Here is a 16,637-nt window from a genome sequence, read left to right on the forward strand (position 1 = left end):
AATGGGTTCTGTATTATTGACGAGCTTGATGGGGCTGGTTAGGATCGAGCGGACATTCATGATTTTTGCAACAACGTGTGAATCGGACAGATGCGATCAGGCTGCTTGAGCAAGAGGGGTGGACAAGGGCAGATGCCATCCGAGCATTGGAAGGGGTAGATTTTAATCAAAGTCCTGATGAGTTAACGATTCGTAGAGTAGTGTCGTTGTTTGCTGGACCTGAATTGATCAAACGCCAACGTCTTCAAGCTGCTCAAAAGGGGATGGTCACCAAGAAGACGAAGGAGATTGAGGGCAAAGAGCAGCAAGTGATTATGCTTGCTTCTGAAAAGCAGGAACTGGTTGAGGTCAATGATCAGCTCAAAAAAGACAACAAAGCCCTGAAGAATTTGATTGATCAAATTAAACTGAAGATTGCGATCGATGTGAAGAATTTGCTGCGTTATGAAGACAGCGAGATTCGGCGGGCTTTGGCAAAGTGGTTTAAGAGCACTCAGGGCTAAAGAGCTAGGTTGATGGTCAATCAAAAGAGCAAGAAAAGAAATTTCAATGGGATGAGTTATCACGAGGTTCAACGTGCTAACTCAAATCGACGAGATAAGCTCCAAAAAGAAGACCAGAAGTGGCTCAAAGCCAATCATTTCAAAAATGTTGGCTGGGTTCATGTAATTAGCCTTTATGTAAAGATTGATGAGTTTCTAGAACAGTATCACCTGGAAGAAACGAGTCTTGATGAACTTTTTTTAGAAGCCGATCGGATTGGGAATAAATATCAAACGGATGAGGAAATTGAGACATTTAATCAGCAACTGGCTAAAGAAGTGAGTGAGATTGAGGCAGAAATTGATCGGCAATTTCCAGATACAGAGATAGAAGTCGTTGATTTTAGTAGACAATCTGCCAACGCATCTCGTAAGACAGCTAAACCATCTAAGCGTTAGTTAGAACCAATATGAACTTTGATGGAAAAGATCTCAAAGATCTATTTGCATTAGCAGACAAGGTTGGTAACAAGCGGTATCACAAACTCACTCAGCAGGATTTTGAGAATTATCGGAAATTTGACCATTGGCGATATGTCAATGGAGATTATGAGTGTGGAACAACCCAGGAAAGTAAAGATTGGGCAAATGAACATTCAGATTGGCACTGCCCCATTTGTGGCGATCGCTTTTCTGACAAGGGTGGTCGAACGATTGACCATAAGCTGCCGCGATCGCAATACCCCTGGCTATCAATGGACTTCAAGAATTTGTGGGTGATTTGCAGACCTTGTAATCAAGAGAAAGGGGAAATGCACTGGTTTGAGTATGAGCACCATATGTTGACGCATCGCCCTAATTTATATGAGGCGGTGAGAGCAATGCGTCCTACTCAACTGCTTCAGTCTCTCAGAAGTTAGCCATCAAGTTTGGAGGGCTTTCAAGGTTCTTTTTCTAGAATTTCGTGGAGAGCGATCGCCAAAAACAAGAAGTTGGGATTCTCAAGGAACCCCAACCTTTGTTTCTCATACCGATTTAATGTTTGATTGTGGCAGATCACTGGGTAGGGGCGTTTCGCGAAACGCCCTTACGAAATCATGTGCAGCGAAGCCAATTCAAATTGGTATCAGATCTAAGGCAGTTTAGCGTCGGCGTCCACCCGGTTGGCGTCCACCTTCATCATTGCTGCCGCCGCGAGGACGAGAGTTGCCAGGGTCACATCCCTCAGCCCCATTGCCGATACCTTGATTGCAACCACGGCGACGGCGACGACCATCATCGTCGTCATCATCGTCATCGTCGTCATCATCGTCATCATCGTCATCGTCGTCATCGTCGTCATCGTCATCATCGTCGTCATCGTCATCATCGTCATCGTCGTCATCATCGTCATCGTCATCATCGTCGTAGTCCCCACTATCGACGCAACGGATGTCACAAATGCTGGTGATGCTCCCTTCGGTAAAGCCGACTTCGCGATAGGTAACGATCAGTTGGCTAACTTCGTAGATTTCAACACGGCTGCTATTGAGGCTGACGATTTGCACAACGCGACCGGGCAGAGCGGTGATGGCAGGCGCAAGTCCACGACGGAAGACATACAATGTGCGGCTAACCAACGAGAACGAGCCTCGCCGGAAGGATTCGCTATAGACACATTCACGCGGCGGAGTGGGCAACCCCTGAACCTGGAACAGGCGCGTGTTGATGGTTTGGGTGCTGCTCAGGAATGTAACCTGGGTCTGGCTGAGTTGACTCGATCGGGTGATCTGGGTGAAGTAGTCGTAGGTGCTGGTGTTAGCGTCGATCGCCCCATTTTGATCCGCGTCAATACCATAGACTGTGCGAACTGTGCCGTATTGGTTTGCTTGGCTGGGCAGCACTAGTGTGACAGCGGCGTTATCCTCTAGTAGCTCAAACTCGGTGTAGCCAACCAACACGTTTTGTGGCGTAAAGAGACGTACCACAACGCGATCGCCTGCATTTAACCCCTGAACGAACTGCGCCCGCTGGTTCATGCGATAGCGAAAATCGCCCACAAACCGTTCTTGCAGATAGGTATCTGAGCGTCGAGACTGTAATGTGACCCGTGCGATGACCTCTGGCAGCGTCACCTGAGACTGACGAATAGCAAGGCTAAAGTGTCCTTGATTAGGACGCTGTTGGTTGCCGTTACCGGGTCGATTATTGGCAATTTGTTGAGCCGTTACTGTGGAGATTGCGGTGTAGAATTGCGTTTGCTCTAGCACGATTGTTTGATTGCGCTGTCCCCCACGCAGGTCATAGCGCAACTGCACTTCCGCCTTCAGCTCCAAATCTACTAAATCCACATCATCCGGTAGCCGCAGATCGTCTAACGGAATCACCTCTGGTGGCATTGTCACCCGTCCTGCTCCATTGGGCAGCAAACGAGCCCCGGTGTTGGTGTAGATCTCCGTCCACCGTCCGTTAATTCTGCCAAACACTTGATACACGGCATTGGCATAGGTCGTTTCGGGTTTGTCCAGGACGTTTAGCTGCAACACCAGAGCAGTCACTTCCTGTCTGGAGTTGACCAACCGAGACATATTGACCGATCCATTCCAACCTTGTCGCTGGCTAATTTGAAATGGAGCAGGAGTCGCCATTGCCAATGGAGCAAAGCTACTCAAAACACAGGTCGAGGTCATCAGAGCGATCGCCGCTTTCTTCCAGGTAAACCGTTTGTGGCTACCCAATCGACGTTTCATATTACTCATAGGTGATTTTTTATTCAGGGTGAATGGATAAGTGCCGGGGATTCAAGCTGCTCGCCGCCTAAATCAACCGTATTCCTCCTGAAATGACAAAACGAGTTGAGTATAAGTTCCAGCGGAATTTAAAGCAACTGTGAAGAAACAGAGTGACAAACCGCAGGTCTTCAAGAGAGCAGCATCTTCCCTATGGCAGAAGATAAACAAGAAATATAACGATAACGCGATCGCGATCCCCACGGTCTTTTAAACTAAACCACAGCTTTAGATTCCTTTAACTTCATTGTTATCTGCGGTTTAAAAATGGCTCAAGCTTCTCATCATTTGAATACCCCCTTCGCAATTATTGCGAATCGCTGGAATTCCTGGAAAGCGGCTTACGATCGTGCGCTCAACAATTACTACAACCAATGCATTGAGAATAATCCAGTGGGTGAAGCGCAATACTATTGGCAGCGGCTCAACCACCCCCAATCGAGTGTCAATGTGCATGACATTACGGATGCAATGTTGAGTCGGTTAATGAACTCAATGATTGAGCAGGGTATTTCTAAATTTGCGGTAGATTGCTTTATTTTAGAACTGCGTCGTCTGGTTCGTTCACTACCGACAACAGACGCCACGACATCAGCTAAGCGGCGATCGCTCTTTAGCTAACAGCCTCAGCCTTCATCTGTGTTGATCTACTCCAGAACTCAAGCAATCGTGTTTTGACAGCCCCGTTGAACATGATTTTCAGAATACCGCCAGGTTTTAAGCTAAATCTGGTGTAGATTCAGGCAACTCAAGGTTGACCAAAGGAAGAGCGACGCATGGCAACGTTGATCGGAGACAACTTTAATAACGTGCTGCGAGGCACACCTGAACGGGATTCTTTGCTGGGGTTAGGGGGCAACGATCGCCTCTTTGGATTTCAACAAAACGATACGTTGGGGGGTGGCGATGGCAATGACCTGCTTAACGGGGGCACTGGGGGCGATCGCCTGTCGGGAGGTAGGGGAAACGACGTCTACTTTGTCGATAATCGGCGCGATCGCATCGTTGAAAGCGTCAACCAGGGCATCGATATCATCCGCACCTTTATTACCTTTACCCTACCCAATCACGTTGAGCGGCTGATTTTATCAGGCAACCGTGCCATCAACGGCACTGGCAACCGGGACGACAACACCCTGTCGGGCAATCGTGCCAATAATCTTTTGCAGGGGTTAGGGGGCAACGACATTCTCGGTGGCGGTGGGGGTAACGACACCCTTAATGGCGGCACCGGGGACGATCGCCTATTGGGGGGTGACGGGAATGACACGGCCTCTGGCGATGCCGGAGACGACACGATCGATGGCGGCACCGGGAATGATCTGCTCAATGGCAATGGTGGACGAGATGAATTGTTGGGTGGTCTGGGAGATGACACCCTCACGGGGGGCGAGGGAGATGACACCCTCAACGGAGGCACAAGCCTTCGAGATAGCGATCGCCTCACCGGGGGCACAGGCAATGACACCTATGTGATCAACGCCACCACTGATGTCATTGTGGAACTGGCAAACGAAGGCATTGATTCCGTGTTGCTGGTTGCCAATGTTTACGATGGAGCTTCATTTACCTTGAGTGAGGCTCTGGAAGATTTAGAGATTCAGGGCACACGCAGCTTTGACGGATTTGGCAACGCCATTGGCAACGTCCTTAAAGGCAACGCCGGAAACAACACTCTCAACGGCAATGCCGGAAACGACTTTTTAACCGGAAACGACGGCAGCGATCGCTTTGTCTTTAGTGCTTCCAGTGCTTTCACGACAACTGCTGTGGGCATCGACACCATCACCGACTTTGTGACAGGCACCGACAAGATTGTGCTCTCAAAAGCTACCTTCACAGCCCTCACCAGTGCGATCGGCACAGGCTTTAGTGTGGCGGCTGAGTTTGCCGATGTAGCAACGGATGCGCTAGCCGAAACCAGTGCAGCAACGGTTGTCTTTAGCCGCGACTCTGAAAAGCTCTTTTACAACCCTAACGGGACAGCAGTCGGCTTTGGAGCGGTGGATGCCAGTGGGGCGATCGCCATCCTCTTTAACATCAATACTGTCGTTGCGACCGACTTTGAAATCGTGGCGTGACCCATACCAGTTTGAAAACCGCCACAAACGAGGACAGGATTCCCCAAAATGTTGTGAAACTTACATCTAGCAATCAGCGTCAAAGTAGTGCATTGAACAAAACGAGAGATAACCGTTTTGGATGAAGCCGCTGGCAACCTCAACAGTGCCCGGTCAACAGCTTCAAAAACGACATCCCCAGTGATTAACAGCAATCTGCACCTGCGCCCTGCGAGATCTGTTGCTCCTTTTTGTTCACGCTGCGCTATTTAAATCTTTTTTGATGAGGAGACATCAATGGCAGTTATTCGAGGAAAATCAATCAACGATCGCCTCAGAGGCACCCGTGAAAGCGACATCATTTTGGGCTTGGGTGGAAATGACACTCTGTTTGGTTTAGCCGGAAACGACAACCTCCGAGGTGCAGACGGCAATGATGTGATGAATGGCGGTCTGGGCAACGATCGTATGATCGGTGGCAGAGGCGACGACATTTACGTGGTCAACAGTGTGGGCGATCGCACCATCGAAGGCGTTGGACAGGGAACAGACACCGTCCAAGCCACCGTTACCTGGACGCTTGGTGCCAATATCGAAAACCTGACACTATTAGGACGGGCGGCGATCGACGGCTTTGGCAACAACCTGAACAACACCATCATCGGCAATCTGGGTAATAACGACCTCCAGGGACGGGATGGCGATGATACTCTCAATGGCAGACAGGGTGCTGACTCACTCCTGGGTGGCAATGGCAACGACACGCTGATCGGTGGGGAAGGTGAAGACGCTCTAGCAGGTGACGCAGGCAACGACACCTTGATTGGCGGACTCGACATCCGCACCGCAGGAACAGACATCACTAACCTGACTCAAGACATTGACCAACTGGTTGGCGGTTTGGGCGACGATAACTACTACATCAATCAAGCCGATGACAGCGTGGTTGAAGATGCCAATGCTGGCACAGACAAAGTATTTGTCTTCTCAACTGGCTTTGTTGGTGATAGCTACACGTTGCGAAATAACATCGAAAATTTGGAAATTCTCGGCACTAGAGGGATTGGAGCCGTTGGCAACGGTCTTGACAACAGCATTACCGGGAATGCTGCGGCGAACAACCTGGATGGAGCAGACGGCAGCGACATCTTAAATGGTGGGGATGGTAACGACACACTGGTAGGTGGCAATGGCAACGACTCCCTGACAGGTGGAACTGGAAGTGACCAATTCCTTTACATCGTGCGGACAGATGGCATTGACACCATTACCGACTTTAGCCGTGACAGTGACAAAATCGTTCTCTCCCGCACTCTCTTTACTCTCAATAGCCTTGCTGGAAGTGGTTTCAGCGTTGCAGCCGAGTTTGATGCCGTTGATACGGATGCTGCTGCTGCTACCAGTGCTGCCCGTGTTGTCTTTAGCCGTCAGAGCAATACCCTGTTCTCAAACCAAAATGGAACGGGTTCCGGCTTTGGAGATGAAGGATTCCGTGGTGCATTTGCGACGATCGCAGGTGTCAGCACATTGTCAGCATCAGACTTTGTGATCACGCTGTAGATGAAGAGTGGGGAGTGGGGAATAGGGAGTGGGGAATAGGGTAAAGAGGTGAAGGGAAGGAGCAAGAATGAATACTTCTACTCCTTTACTCCCCTCACTCCCCCACTTCTCTACTTACTCCCTCAAGGCTTCGGCATGAAAGCGAATGTGATCTTCAATAAATGTGGCGATGAAGTAATAACCGTGGTCATATCCATCTTGTCGTCGTAGGGTGAGGGGTTGTCCGGCTTTGGCACAGGCTTCCTCAAATCGTTCGGGCATGAGTTGATTTTCTAAGAAGGGGTCAGCCATGCCTTGATCAATCAGGATGGGGCGATCGCGCTGGGTCGTGAGCACCAGTTCACTGGCATCATAGGCACGCCACGTTTCTTGATGGTTGCCCAGGTAGTGGCTAAACGCTTTTTGTCCCCAGGGACATTGCATTGGTGCGGCGATCGGCGCAAAGGCAGACACGGATTGATACTGCATCGGGTTCTTCAGCGCACAGATCAGTGCCCCATGCCCTCCCATCGAGTGACCAAAGATGCCCTGGCGATTGTTTTGAATTGGAAAGTTTGCTGCCATCAGCGCAGGCAATTCCTGAGTGACATAGCTGTACATGCGGTAATACTGACTCCAGGGAGCTTCTGTAGCATCCACATAAAAGCCTGCCCCTGTGCCAAAATCCCAGTCGTCATCCTCTCCGGGAATGCCACGACCGCGAGGGCTTGTATCCGGTGCCACTAACATCACGCCATATTTGGCAGCAAATTGTTGTGCCCCTGCTTTGACCATAAAGTTTTCTTCGGTGCAGGTTAATCCTGACAAGAAATAGAGCACTGGAACGGGGTGCGATCGCGCCTGCGGTGGTTGGTAGACCGCAAACCTCATATCGCTATTGCAAGCACTGGAGGCATGGCTGTAGAACTCAACCGTGCCTCCAAAACAGACGTGCTGATTGATCAGATTGAGGGAGGTAGACATGTAGGAGGAGAAAAAAGAAGAAGGAAAAAAGAAGAGAGAAAAGGTAAGAGAGAAGAAAGAAAAGAGAAGAAAAGGCTGAAGGATGAGAGATTAGAGGATGAGGTTAGGGCTGACTATTAAAAACTAACCATCAGCGATCGCTTCTTTTTATCCCTCATCCTTCAGCCTTATCTCCGAACTAAATTTTCTAAAAGGTTAAAACCGTCCGAATGGCGTCTCCCCGATGCATCAGGTCAAACGCTTCATTCACCTGATCAATCGGCATCACATTGGTAATCAAATCATCAATGTTAATCTTGCCATCCATATACCAATCCACAATCTTGGGCACATCTGTGCGCCCCCTTGCTCCACCAAAGGCACTGCCCTTCCAGACACGACCTGTCACAAGTTGAAATGGACGGGTGCTAATTTCTTGCCCGGCTCCGGCAACCCCAATAATCACACTCACACCCCAGCCTTTGTGACAGCACTCCAACGCCTGCCGCATCACATTGACATTGCCAATGCACTCAAAGCTATAGTCCGCGCCACCTTTGGTCAGTTCTACCAGATAGGGCACGAGATCGCCTTCCACTTCTTTGGGATTTACAAAGTGGGTCATCCCCAGCTTTTCTGCAAGGGCACGCTTTTTGGGATTGAGGTCTACACCGACAATCATGTTGGCACCCACCATGCGAGCACCTTGAATCACGTTTAAGCCGATGCCACCCAAACCAAACACGACAACGTTAGATCCCGGTTCGACCTTGGCGGTGTTGATCACAGCCCCCACTCCGGTCGTCACACCACAGCCGATGTAACAGACTTTTTCAAAGGGAGCATCCTCACGGATTTTAGCAACCGCAATTTCTGGCAACACCGTGTAGTTGGCAAAGGTGGAGGTGCCCATGTAGTGATGAATCATCGTGCCATTTTTGGAGAAACGGCTAGTCCCATTGGGCATCAATCCGCGTCCCTGCGTGCTGCGAATTGCCTGACACAAATTGGTTTTCTGGCTGAGACAGTATTCACAGTTGCGGCACTCTGGTGTGTAGAGGGGAATCACATGATCGCCCGGTTTAACCGATTTGACTCCAGCCCCCACTTCCACGACAACTCCTGCGCCTTCATGCCCCAAGATGGCTGGAAATAAACCTTCAGGGTCAGCCCCAGAGAGGGTGTAGGCATCAGTGTGGCAAACTCCGGTAGCTTTGATTTCGACCAACACTTCGCCTTCTTGGGGTCCCTCTAGCTGAACGGTTTCAATACTCAAAGGTTTCCCGGCTTCGTAAGCAACGGCTGCTTTGACCTCCATACCTCGCTCCTGAAATTCATGGATGAACAGACATTCAGATTAATGACTATCCCATATTCAGCGAGGCTTCTACCCAGTCTTAAGCTTCTTGAAGTATTTGAGCAACCGCTATGAGAAGGCCCCAAAAATGGTAGTCTCCTCCCTCCTCCCCATTCCCTTACTTCCCATTCATCAACTCCTGAAGCCACTGCTTTCCCTCTGCCCAATCCCCATAACCAGAGTCCGTGGTGATATGCCCTGCCCCTTGTAACACCTGCAATCGACTCCCCCAGGCTTGAGCGAACGCTTGAGCGCGAGGCAAGCGAATGTAGGGGTCATTAGAACTGGCAACGACAATGCTGGGAAACGGAAGCGGGGTACGGGGCATGGGAGCCAGGGGTTGAATGGCAGGAATGGCATCGGCAGCTTCGCAGTCGGCTGGGGCAACCAGTAATGCTCCGATCACAGGACAGGAGTTGTGTTGCTCTCCCCAACGTCCTCTCCACTGCTCTCCCCACAGGGCGATCGCCACGGAACCACAGCTATGCCCCGCCAACACCACCGGAGCAGCACTGGTGTAAATAGCCTGATCAAGGGTTTGAATCCATTCCTGGCGATCGGGAGCTTCCCAGTCGCGCTGCATCACCCGCCGAAACTCAGGGTGTTCTTCTTCCCAGAGGCTCTGCCAGTGTCCTGGAGCCGAATTTAGATAACCCGGCACAAGTAAAACAGTAGGAGTCATGGATTATCGAATGAAATGCAATTGTTGAAACTGGCGACGAAATTCAATTACATCCGGTGCAACGGCTTCTGGCTGTTCACCTTTAACCAATACCCGACTGATCAACGTAGCCAGATCAACCATGTCGTTGGGCTTCATTCCCCAACGCACCACTTCTGGAGTGCCCAATCGCAAACCGTTCATATCACTGTTTACGGGGGCGATCGGTAGACCAATGCCAGAGGTCAAGAGATTGGCTCGACGCAGCCGTTTTGCCAGGTGTTGCCCGCCACCAAATGTGGTAGCCGCGATCGCAAACTGATGAGAGGTCGTGTACCCCAGATCTGTTTTGAAAACCGGAACCCCTTGAATCGCCAGTTCTTGAGCGAGCCGTTGCGCTGTCTCCGCCATCATCGCCGCATAGCTGCGACCGTACACCTTCCAGTCCAGGAGGGCGATCGCCAGAGCAGCCGTCTTTGCCGCATCAAAATTGGCGGTGAGTCCGGGATAGGCAATCTGGTCTAGCCGTTGCGCCAGTTCCGGTTCGTTGGTCAAAATTAGCCCCGATGCTGCTCCCCCAAAGCTCTTGTAAGTGCTCATGGTCATCAGGTGAGCCCCTTCCTCCAGGGGTTGCTGCCATGCTTTTCCGGTAATCATTCCCGACAGGTGAGCCGCATCAAATAACACCAGCGCGCCCACTTCATCGGCAATCTGGCGAATCTCACGAATCGGGTGAGGGCACAAATTCAAACTCCCCCCAATGGTGATCAGGTCAGGTTGCAACTGGCGAGCCTGCTGTCGCAACGCCTCCACATCAACGGTGTAGTGGGCTGCATCAATGGGGGCAGCGTGGATCTCCAGACCAAACAACCCCGCCGCACCCGGTTCATGATGGGTAACGTGCCCACCGATCGCAGGCGAGGGAACAATAATCCGGCTTCCAGGGTTGCAGGTCGCGATGAAGGCGTAAAGGTTGGCGATCGCCCCCGATGGCACCCGAAACTCGGCAAAGCGGGCGTTAAACACCTCACAGGCAAGCTCTGCTGCAATCACCTCAATCTGCTCGATCGCCTCCAACCCCATCTCATACTTATCACCCGGATAACCCAACGAGGGTCGGGAGCCGAGTCCGCGTGATAGCACCGCCTCCGCTTTGGGGTTCATCACATTGGTCGCCGGATTCAGGTTAATGCAGAGGCGTTCGTGGATAGCGCGATTTTCGTCAATCAGGCGATCGAGTTCGGCTTCCAGGCGATCGGCATCTAGAGCGGCGAATCGCTCTGCCAGGGATTGGATGTAGTTTTCAGAGTCGGTCGGAACCCACGACCGTTTTGCTAGGGTCTGCATCAGTAAGTTGCCTCAAAGAATGAGCTGATGATTGCTTCAGCCCACAGGTGAATGGGAAACACGGTCATTGCTCGTTAGCCGCAAATCGTATACGATTTAACTCTGACATGCTAAATCGTATACGATTTGGTGTCAAGAATCGTATACGATTCTTGAAAATCCCAATTCCCAACATTCCATGGCTTCTAAAGCAACAAGTGCCAGTTCTGTAAAACTCAGCGAATTTGTAGAAGTATGGCAGAAACAATCGGGATCGACCTCAAAATTAGTGGTCGAAATTTTGCGAGAGGCGATCGTTTCAGGAGTCTTCAAAGCAGGTGAACCGCTGCGTCAAGACACCATCGCCGCTGAACTGGGGACAAGCAAAATTCCGATTCGGGAAGCGTTGCGCCAACTGGAAGCAGAGGGATTAGTCAAATTTATTGCGAATCGGGGAGCCGTTGTCTCTGAGATGTCGCTACCTGAAATGGTTGAAATGTTTGAGTTAAGGATACTTTTGGAATGTCGGGCGATCGAGCTTGCCGTGCCCAATCTGACAGCAGAGACTTTCATTCGAGCGGAGCAAATCATTGAAGCAGCCGAGGTGGAAACCAATATTGCCCAATGGGGAGAGCTAAACTGGCAGTTTCACTCCGTGCTGTACCTGCCTGCCAGTCGCCCCCACTTACTATCAATTCTGGAAAAGATCTACACTAACTCCGATCGCTATGTTCGACTCCACATCTCTCTAACTCAGGCTCAGACGCGCTCTCAAGCGGAGCATCGAGCTATTTTAGAAGCCTGCAAACAGCGCGATAGCGAAACCGCAAAACAATTACTGACAAGTCACTTAGAGTTAGCCAAAACCCGATTAATCGGGCATCTCAGCGAGACTGGATTGCTACAAACTGCACCATAAATCTCATGCGACGTAAGCTTAGTCGAAGGCGATACGGGCAAAACTGATCTGCGTCGGTTGAGCAAATCCTTGTTTCTGGTAGTCTGCGACGGTGAACTTCATCTTGATAGCCGCGAATTCATTCGCCAGGTGCTTCTTGCATCTTTAATCCCACTTCATCCGGGCGCGATTCATCGCTTTAATCCTACTCTCCATTCCGTACAGACGCGATGACGCGATGAATCGCGTCTCTACCTTCCCATTCCGTGCTCCACAATCGCTTCTCGCAACAACTCCACCATCTGATCAATGCCCTCTGGCTTCACCGGACATCGCATCAACATCTCCGCATCATCCAACGCATTGCGTAGTCTGCTCAGGTGGACTTGACTCCCATAGCCGCGAATTGTTCGCCAGGTAGGTGTCAACTCCGAATTGATGTTAATTAAATTCCGGCAGCGATGCTCCATCCTGCGTTAAGTTGTAAAAAACACATACAGCGTGATCCAGCAATCGTTTTTACGCAGTCCAGTATGAGCAAGAATACGTACTTTAAATAACTACAAAAAGTAAAGACTGGATCATGAACTGCTAGACAGAGGTTAATATTCAGTTAGATTTGTGGGCTACTGGTTTAACCAGTCCGTTGCGTTGGTTATTGATCAGGGGCAGTGACCAGGCAATCCCCTCCCCCAGGGGTTTTGCTAACACCAATACTGGATGTAAATCGTCTGTTTTGTCTCATCTCAACCCATGGATATTAGAGGTTGAGGTAGCCTGTCACTTTCCTAAACCGATCTGCTGAAACAATTTATGAGTAACCCCCTCGCCGATCTCGATCTTTCCTCAGTAGCTGATGCAAGTGATAGTGTCGCCTGGTATAACCAGGGTGAAGCATTGGCTAATTTAGGTAGATATCCTGATGCTTTATATTGCTTCGAGAGGGTAATAAAAATTCGCCCTGATTACGCAGCAGCTTGGGTATTTCGAGGAGTTATTCTAATTCACCTGGAACGATATGAAGAAGCTCTCGATAGCTGTGAGCAGGCGTTGTCCCTTCAGCCTGAAGACTCCGAAGCATGGACGTTTAGAGGAGTTGCTCTGCATCGGTTAGGCGATTATCGGTCTGCCTATGCCAGCTACGATCGCGCCTTAGGGGTGAAGCGGCAGTCTATGTGGCAGACTTTGCTGCAACGCTTACGGAAGGTGTGGAAGTCCCTCAAAAATTCGCAGGCACACTGGCTATCTTAGGCATGGGAATTAAATAAGGAGATTTCTGAGAAAGAATCTACCCGTCGGTTTTGGGTAGGGGCGTTTCGCGAAACGCCCTTACAGGTATTTTGTTTCCTGGAAATCTCCTTAATATAGCAGTACTCACTAAGGTTAAGACGGGGTGCAGGGGTGGAACCCCTGACTGGAGGCACAGCCCCCACACCCCCTTATGTCTTAATGCATGTGCGTAGGGCTACAGCCGCGAATTCATTCGCCAGGGGCTTAACTTAGAGCCGTAATCAGGTCTTGGTGAGCTTTCTCCAGGGCTTCAGGGAGTTTGCTGGCATCGCGTCCCCCTGCCTGGGCGAAGTTTGGACGACCGCCACCGCCACCGCCACAGATCTTGGCGATCGCCCCAATGAATTTACCCGCTTGCAGTCCTTTGTCGTTGATCCCTTTGCTGAAGGCAGCCACCAGACTGACTTTCTCCGGTTCGGGGACGGAACCCAACACGATCGCACCGTCTCCCAGTTTTTGCAGGAGACGTTCTGCTGCCGTCTTGAGGGAGTCAGCATCGACCCCTTCCAGATTGGCGACCAGGATCTTGAAATCACCTACCGTTTCAGCCTGTTCCAGCAACTGATCAGACTTGGCGATTGCCAGTTCTGATTTGAGTTGCTCCAGTTGTTTCTGAGTGGTTCTCAACTCCGTTTGCAGTGAGGTAACGCGATCGAGCACCTCTTCGGGTTTCGACTTAAAGCGATCGCTCAACTCCCGCACGACGCGATCGCGCACGTTGAGATATTCCAGTACGGCTGGACCTGCGACCCCTTCAATTCGCCGGATGCCTGCGGCAACGCCGGTTTCCGAAATGATTTTGAACAAGCCGATCTCAGCGGTGTTGCTGACGTGGGTGCCCCCGCACAACTCCATGGACACACCCGAAAAGTCGATGACGCGCACCTCATCACCATACTTCTCGCCAAACATGGCGGTGGCTCCTTTGGCTCTTGCCTCCGTTAGCGGCATCACAGCAATTTGTGCCGAGTGAGCTTCGGCAATCCAGGTGTTGATCTGCTCCTCGATTTGCTCTAACTCTTCAGCCGTGAGTGCCCGTGAGAAGTTGAAGTCAAACCGCATCCGGTCAAAAGCGACCAGCGACCCCTGCTGGCTGATGTTGGGGTCGATCAGTTGTTTCAGTGCGGCTTGCAGCAAGTGTGTTGCTGTGTGGTTTGCCTGTGCCCGCCGACGACAGGCGAGGTCGATCTGGGCCGTGACGCGATCGCCCACCTTCAACGTACCCCGCTCAATTCGCCCAAAGTGAACGAAGATGGCTCCTTCTTTTTTGACATCCTCCACTCGCACGACGACATCAGCCCCGGAGAGATAGCCGCGATCGCCAATCTGTCCACCAGACTCGGCATAAAACGGCGTTTGATCCAGGGCAATCTGGACTGCGGTTCCTGCCTCCGCACGGTCAACGGGTTTACCTGCCACCAGCAAGAGTTGCACTTCTGCGGGACTGGATGCCTGCGTGTAGCCCAGGAAGTTGGTTTCGTGCAGGTTCTCCGCCAGCTTATCGAGCGACCCCTGCACCGTCAGGTCGATGCTTTCGTGTGCCGCTTGCGATCGCTGCCGTTGTTGCTCCATCTCAACTTCAAACCCTTCGACATCGACGGTTAAGCCCTTCTCCTCAGCGATCTCCTGGGTCAACTCCAGCGGAAAGCCGTAGGTGTCATAGAGAATGAAGGCATCGCGCCCGGAAATTTCCCCCGCTTTGCCCACTTTTGCCAGAATGTCTGCCAGCAACTTTTCACCCCGATCGAGGGTTTCCAGGAAGCGGGCTTCCTCCAGTTGCAGTTCAGCCTTAATCGCTGGCTCCCGCTGCCGCACATTGGGATAGGCGTCTTCATTCAGAGCGATCGCCGTTTCTGCCACTTCGGTAATAAAGGGGCGATCGATGCCAATCAAACGGCCATGCCGCACGGTGCGCCGAATCAATCGTCGCAGCACGTAGCCCCGTCCCAGGTTTGATGCAGTAATGCCATCGGCAATCATGTGCATAACCGCACGCGTGTGGTCGCCAATCACCTTCAGCGACACTTTGGTGGCATCATCCGCTTTGAAGTAGTCAATCCCTGCCAGACTCGCTGCCGTTTTGACGATGGGGAAGATCAGATCCGTCTCGTAGTTGTTGGGAACCTTCTGCAAAATCTGGGCGATGCGCTCTAACCCCATGCCTGTGTCAATGTTTTGCGCTTGCAGGGGGGTTAGGTTGCCGTCTGCATCCCGGTTGTATTGCATGAAAACCAGGTTGTAGAACTCGATGAAGCGGGTATCGTCTTCCAGGTCGATATTCTCGTCGCCTCGCTCAGGATAAAAGTCGTAGTAGATCTCTGAGCAAGGGCCACAGGGACCCGTCGGACCCGACACCCAGAAGTTATCGGCTTCGTCCATGCGCTTGATGCGGGCGACAGGCACACCGACCTGATCGCGCCAGATGGCAAAGGCTTCGTCATCTTCGCGGAACACGCTGACCACCAACCGCTCGGCAGGCAGCTTAAACACCTCAGTGGACAACTCCCATGCCCAGGCGATCGCCTTCTCCTTGAAATAGTCGCCAAAGCTGAAGTTGCCCAACATTTCAAAGAAGGTCTGGTGTCTCGCTGTGCGACCCACATTCTCAATATCGTTGGTGCGAATGCATTTCTGAGAAGTGGTGGCTCTGTTAAATTCGGGGGTACGCTGTCCCAAAAAGATGGGCTTAAACGGCAACATACCCGCGATCGTCAACAGCACGGTCGGGTCTTCAGGCACCAATGAGGCACTGGGCAGGATTTGGTGCCCTCTGGCTGCATAGAAATCCAGGAATGTTTGTCGAATTTGTGCGCCGCTAAGGGGAGTGGACATGGGAGTGTTGCCGAATTGCAGGGTTATTTTGTTGCTTAGTATGGCTATTCACAGATAGGGTTTGGAAATAAAACCAGGAGGTGTGGGGGCTGTGCCCCCAGTCAGGGGTTCCACCCCTGCACCCCAAATTCCTATCCCTATTTATGACGAATTGCACTTAGTTATTCTATTTTCAATCATGCCGCAGGATTCGACAAAATCCGGTGAGGTTAGGAGGATTTGATAAGGGAATGGGGAGTAGGTAATGGGAAGCCGTTTCATCCCTCATCCTTCATCCCTCAAAAGAGTCAGATTGGGCAGAATAAGGAATGCGCCTCAAGCTGTCTGTAGCCTATCTAGACCTGGGTAAACTTGGAATACAAATGCTTTGCGTCAAATTCAATTTCAATTGCTTGGACAGTGGTTAAGTTTGTTGCGCTGAGGTTCCTGGCAAATCGCCAATCTATCTTCTATTCCTTGAA

The 16,637-nt window shown here is 51.1% G+C and carries 15 protein-coding genes; 8 read left to right on the forward strand and 7 right to left on the reverse strand.

Annotation, left to right across the window (positions count from 1 at the left end; genetic code table 11):
- Positions 1-77 precede the first annotated feature (77 nt).
- From H6G89_RS03420 to H6G89_RS03430, 3 genes are read left to right on the forward strand one after another with little or no spacing between them, the layout of a single operon-like run.
- Positions 78-503 carry a hypothetical protein gene (locus H6G89_RS03420; protein ID WP_190503896.1) on the forward strand — a complete coding sequence of 142 codons (426 nt, stop codon included), beginning with the start codon at positions 78-80 and terminating at the stop codon, positions 501-503.
- 12 nt (positions 504-515) lie between these two features.
- Positions 516-941: a hypothetical protein gene (locus H6G89_RS03425; RefSeq protein WP_190503897.1), complete on the forward strand. Its 426-nt coding sequence runs from the start codon at positions 516-518 to the stop codon at positions 939-941.
- A gap of 11 nt (positions 942-952) precedes the next feature.
- Entirely contained in the window at positions 953-1,402 is a 450-nt protein-coding gene (locus tag H6G89_RS03430) for an HNH endonuclease (protein WP_190503898.1), read from the forward strand.
- A gap of 222 nt (positions 1,403-1,624) precedes the next feature.
- On the opposite strand, the gene H6G89_RS03435 is transcribed toward H6G89_RS03430, so the two are convergent.
- Positions 1,625-3,220 carry a hypothetical protein gene (locus tag H6G89_RS03435; protein ID WP_190504398.1) on the reverse strand — a complete coding sequence of 532 codons (1,596 nt, stop codon included), beginning with the start codon at positions 3,218-3,220 and terminating at the stop codon, positions 1,625-1,627.
- 297 nt (positions 3,221-3,517) lie between these two features.
- On the opposite strand from H6G89_RS03435, the gene H6G89_RS03440 reads away from it, so the two are divergent.
- From H6G89_RS03440 to H6G89_RS03450, 3 genes are all read left to right on the forward strand, one after another.
- Entirely contained in the window at positions 3,518-3,871 is a 354-nt protein-coding gene (locus H6G89_RS03440; protein ID WP_190503899.1) for a hypothetical protein, read from the forward strand.
- Between the two features lie 155 nt (positions 3,872-4,026).
- On the forward strand, positions 4,027-5,331 hold the full coding sequence (locus tag H6G89_RS03445) for a calcium-binding protein (protein ID WP_190503900.1): 1,305 nt from the start codon (positions 4,027-4,029) through the stop codon (positions 5,329-5,331).
- A 276-nt stretch (positions 5,332-5,607) separates the two neighbouring features.
- Complete coding sequence (locus tag H6G89_RS03450) at positions 5,608-6,870, forward strand: calcium-binding protein (RefSeq protein WP_190503901.1); 1,263 nt, start codon at positions 5,608-5,610, stop codon at positions 6,868-6,870.
- Between the two features lie 114 nt (positions 6,871-6,984).
- On the opposite strand, the gene fghA is transcribed toward H6G89_RS03450, so the two are convergent.
- From fghA to glyA, 4 genes are all read right to left on the reverse strand, one after another.
- Positions 6,985-7,833: an S-formylglutathione hydrolase gene (fghA, locus tag H6G89_RS03455; RefSeq protein WP_190503902.1), complete on the reverse strand. Its 849-nt coding sequence runs from the start codon at positions 7,831-7,833 to the stop codon at positions 6,985-6,987.
- Between the two features lie 187 nt (positions 7,834-8,020).
- The gene (locus H6G89_RS03460; protein ID WP_190503903.1) at positions 8,021-9,130 is read right to left on the reverse strand and encodes an S-(hydroxymethyl)glutathione dehydrogenase/class III alcohol dehydrogenase; all 1,110 of its coding nucleotides are present in this window, start codon (positions 9,128-9,130) and stop codon (positions 8,021-8,023) included.
- Positions 9,131-9,287: 157 nt separating this feature from the next.
- Positions 9,288-9,851, reverse strand: a complete 564-nt coding sequence (locus tag H6G89_RS03465) for an RBBP9/YdeN family alpha/beta hydrolase (protein WP_190503904.1) — start codon at positions 9,849-9,851, stop codon at positions 9,288-9,290.
- 3 nt (positions 9,852-9,854) lie between these two features.
- A complete protein-coding gene (glyA, locus tag H6G89_RS03470) occupies positions 9,855-11,177 on the reverse strand; it encodes a serine hydroxymethyltransferase (RefSeq protein ID WP_190503905.1) in 1,323 nt (440 codons plus the stop codon).
- Positions 11,178-11,355: 178 nt separating this feature from the next.
- Here glyA and H6G89_RS03475 point away from each other — a divergent pair, with 178 nt between their 5' ends.
- The gene (locus H6G89_RS03475; protein ID WP_190503906.1) at positions 11,356-12,075 is read left to right on the forward strand and encodes a GntR family transcriptional regulator; all 720 of its coding nucleotides are present in this window, start codon (positions 11,356-11,358) and stop codon (positions 12,073-12,075) included.
- Between the two features lie 230 nt (positions 12,076-12,305).
- Here the strand turns inward: H6G89_RS03475 and H6G89_RS03480 are convergent, their stop codons facing one another.
- Positions 12,306-12,524: a hypothetical protein gene (locus H6G89_RS03480; RefSeq protein ID WP_190503907.1), complete on the reverse strand. Its 219-nt coding sequence runs from the start codon at positions 12,522-12,524 to the stop codon at positions 12,306-12,308.
- A gap of 343 nt (positions 12,525-12,867) precedes the next feature.
- Here H6G89_RS03480 and H6G89_RS03485 point away from each other — a divergent pair, with 343 nt between their 5' ends.
- Complete coding sequence (locus H6G89_RS03485) at positions 12,868-13,305, forward strand: tetratricopeptide repeat protein (protein WP_190503908.1); 438 nt, start codon at positions 12,868-12,870, stop codon at positions 13,303-13,305.
- 243 nt (positions 13,306-13,548) lie between these two features.
- Here the strand turns inward: H6G89_RS03485 and alaS are convergent, their stop codons facing one another.
- The gene (gene alaS, locus H6G89_RS03490) at positions 13,549-16,176 is read right to left on the reverse strand and encodes an alanine--tRNA ligase (protein WP_190503909.1); all 2,628 of its coding nucleotides are present in this window, start codon (positions 16,174-16,176) and stop codon (positions 13,549-13,551) included.
- Between the last annotated feature and the right edge of the window lie 461 nt (positions 16,177-16,637).

Source organism: Oscillatoria sp. FACHB-1407, from assembly GCF_014697545.1.
GTDB lineage: Bacteria > Cyanobacteriota > Cyanobacteriia > Elainellales > Elainellaceae > FACHB-1407.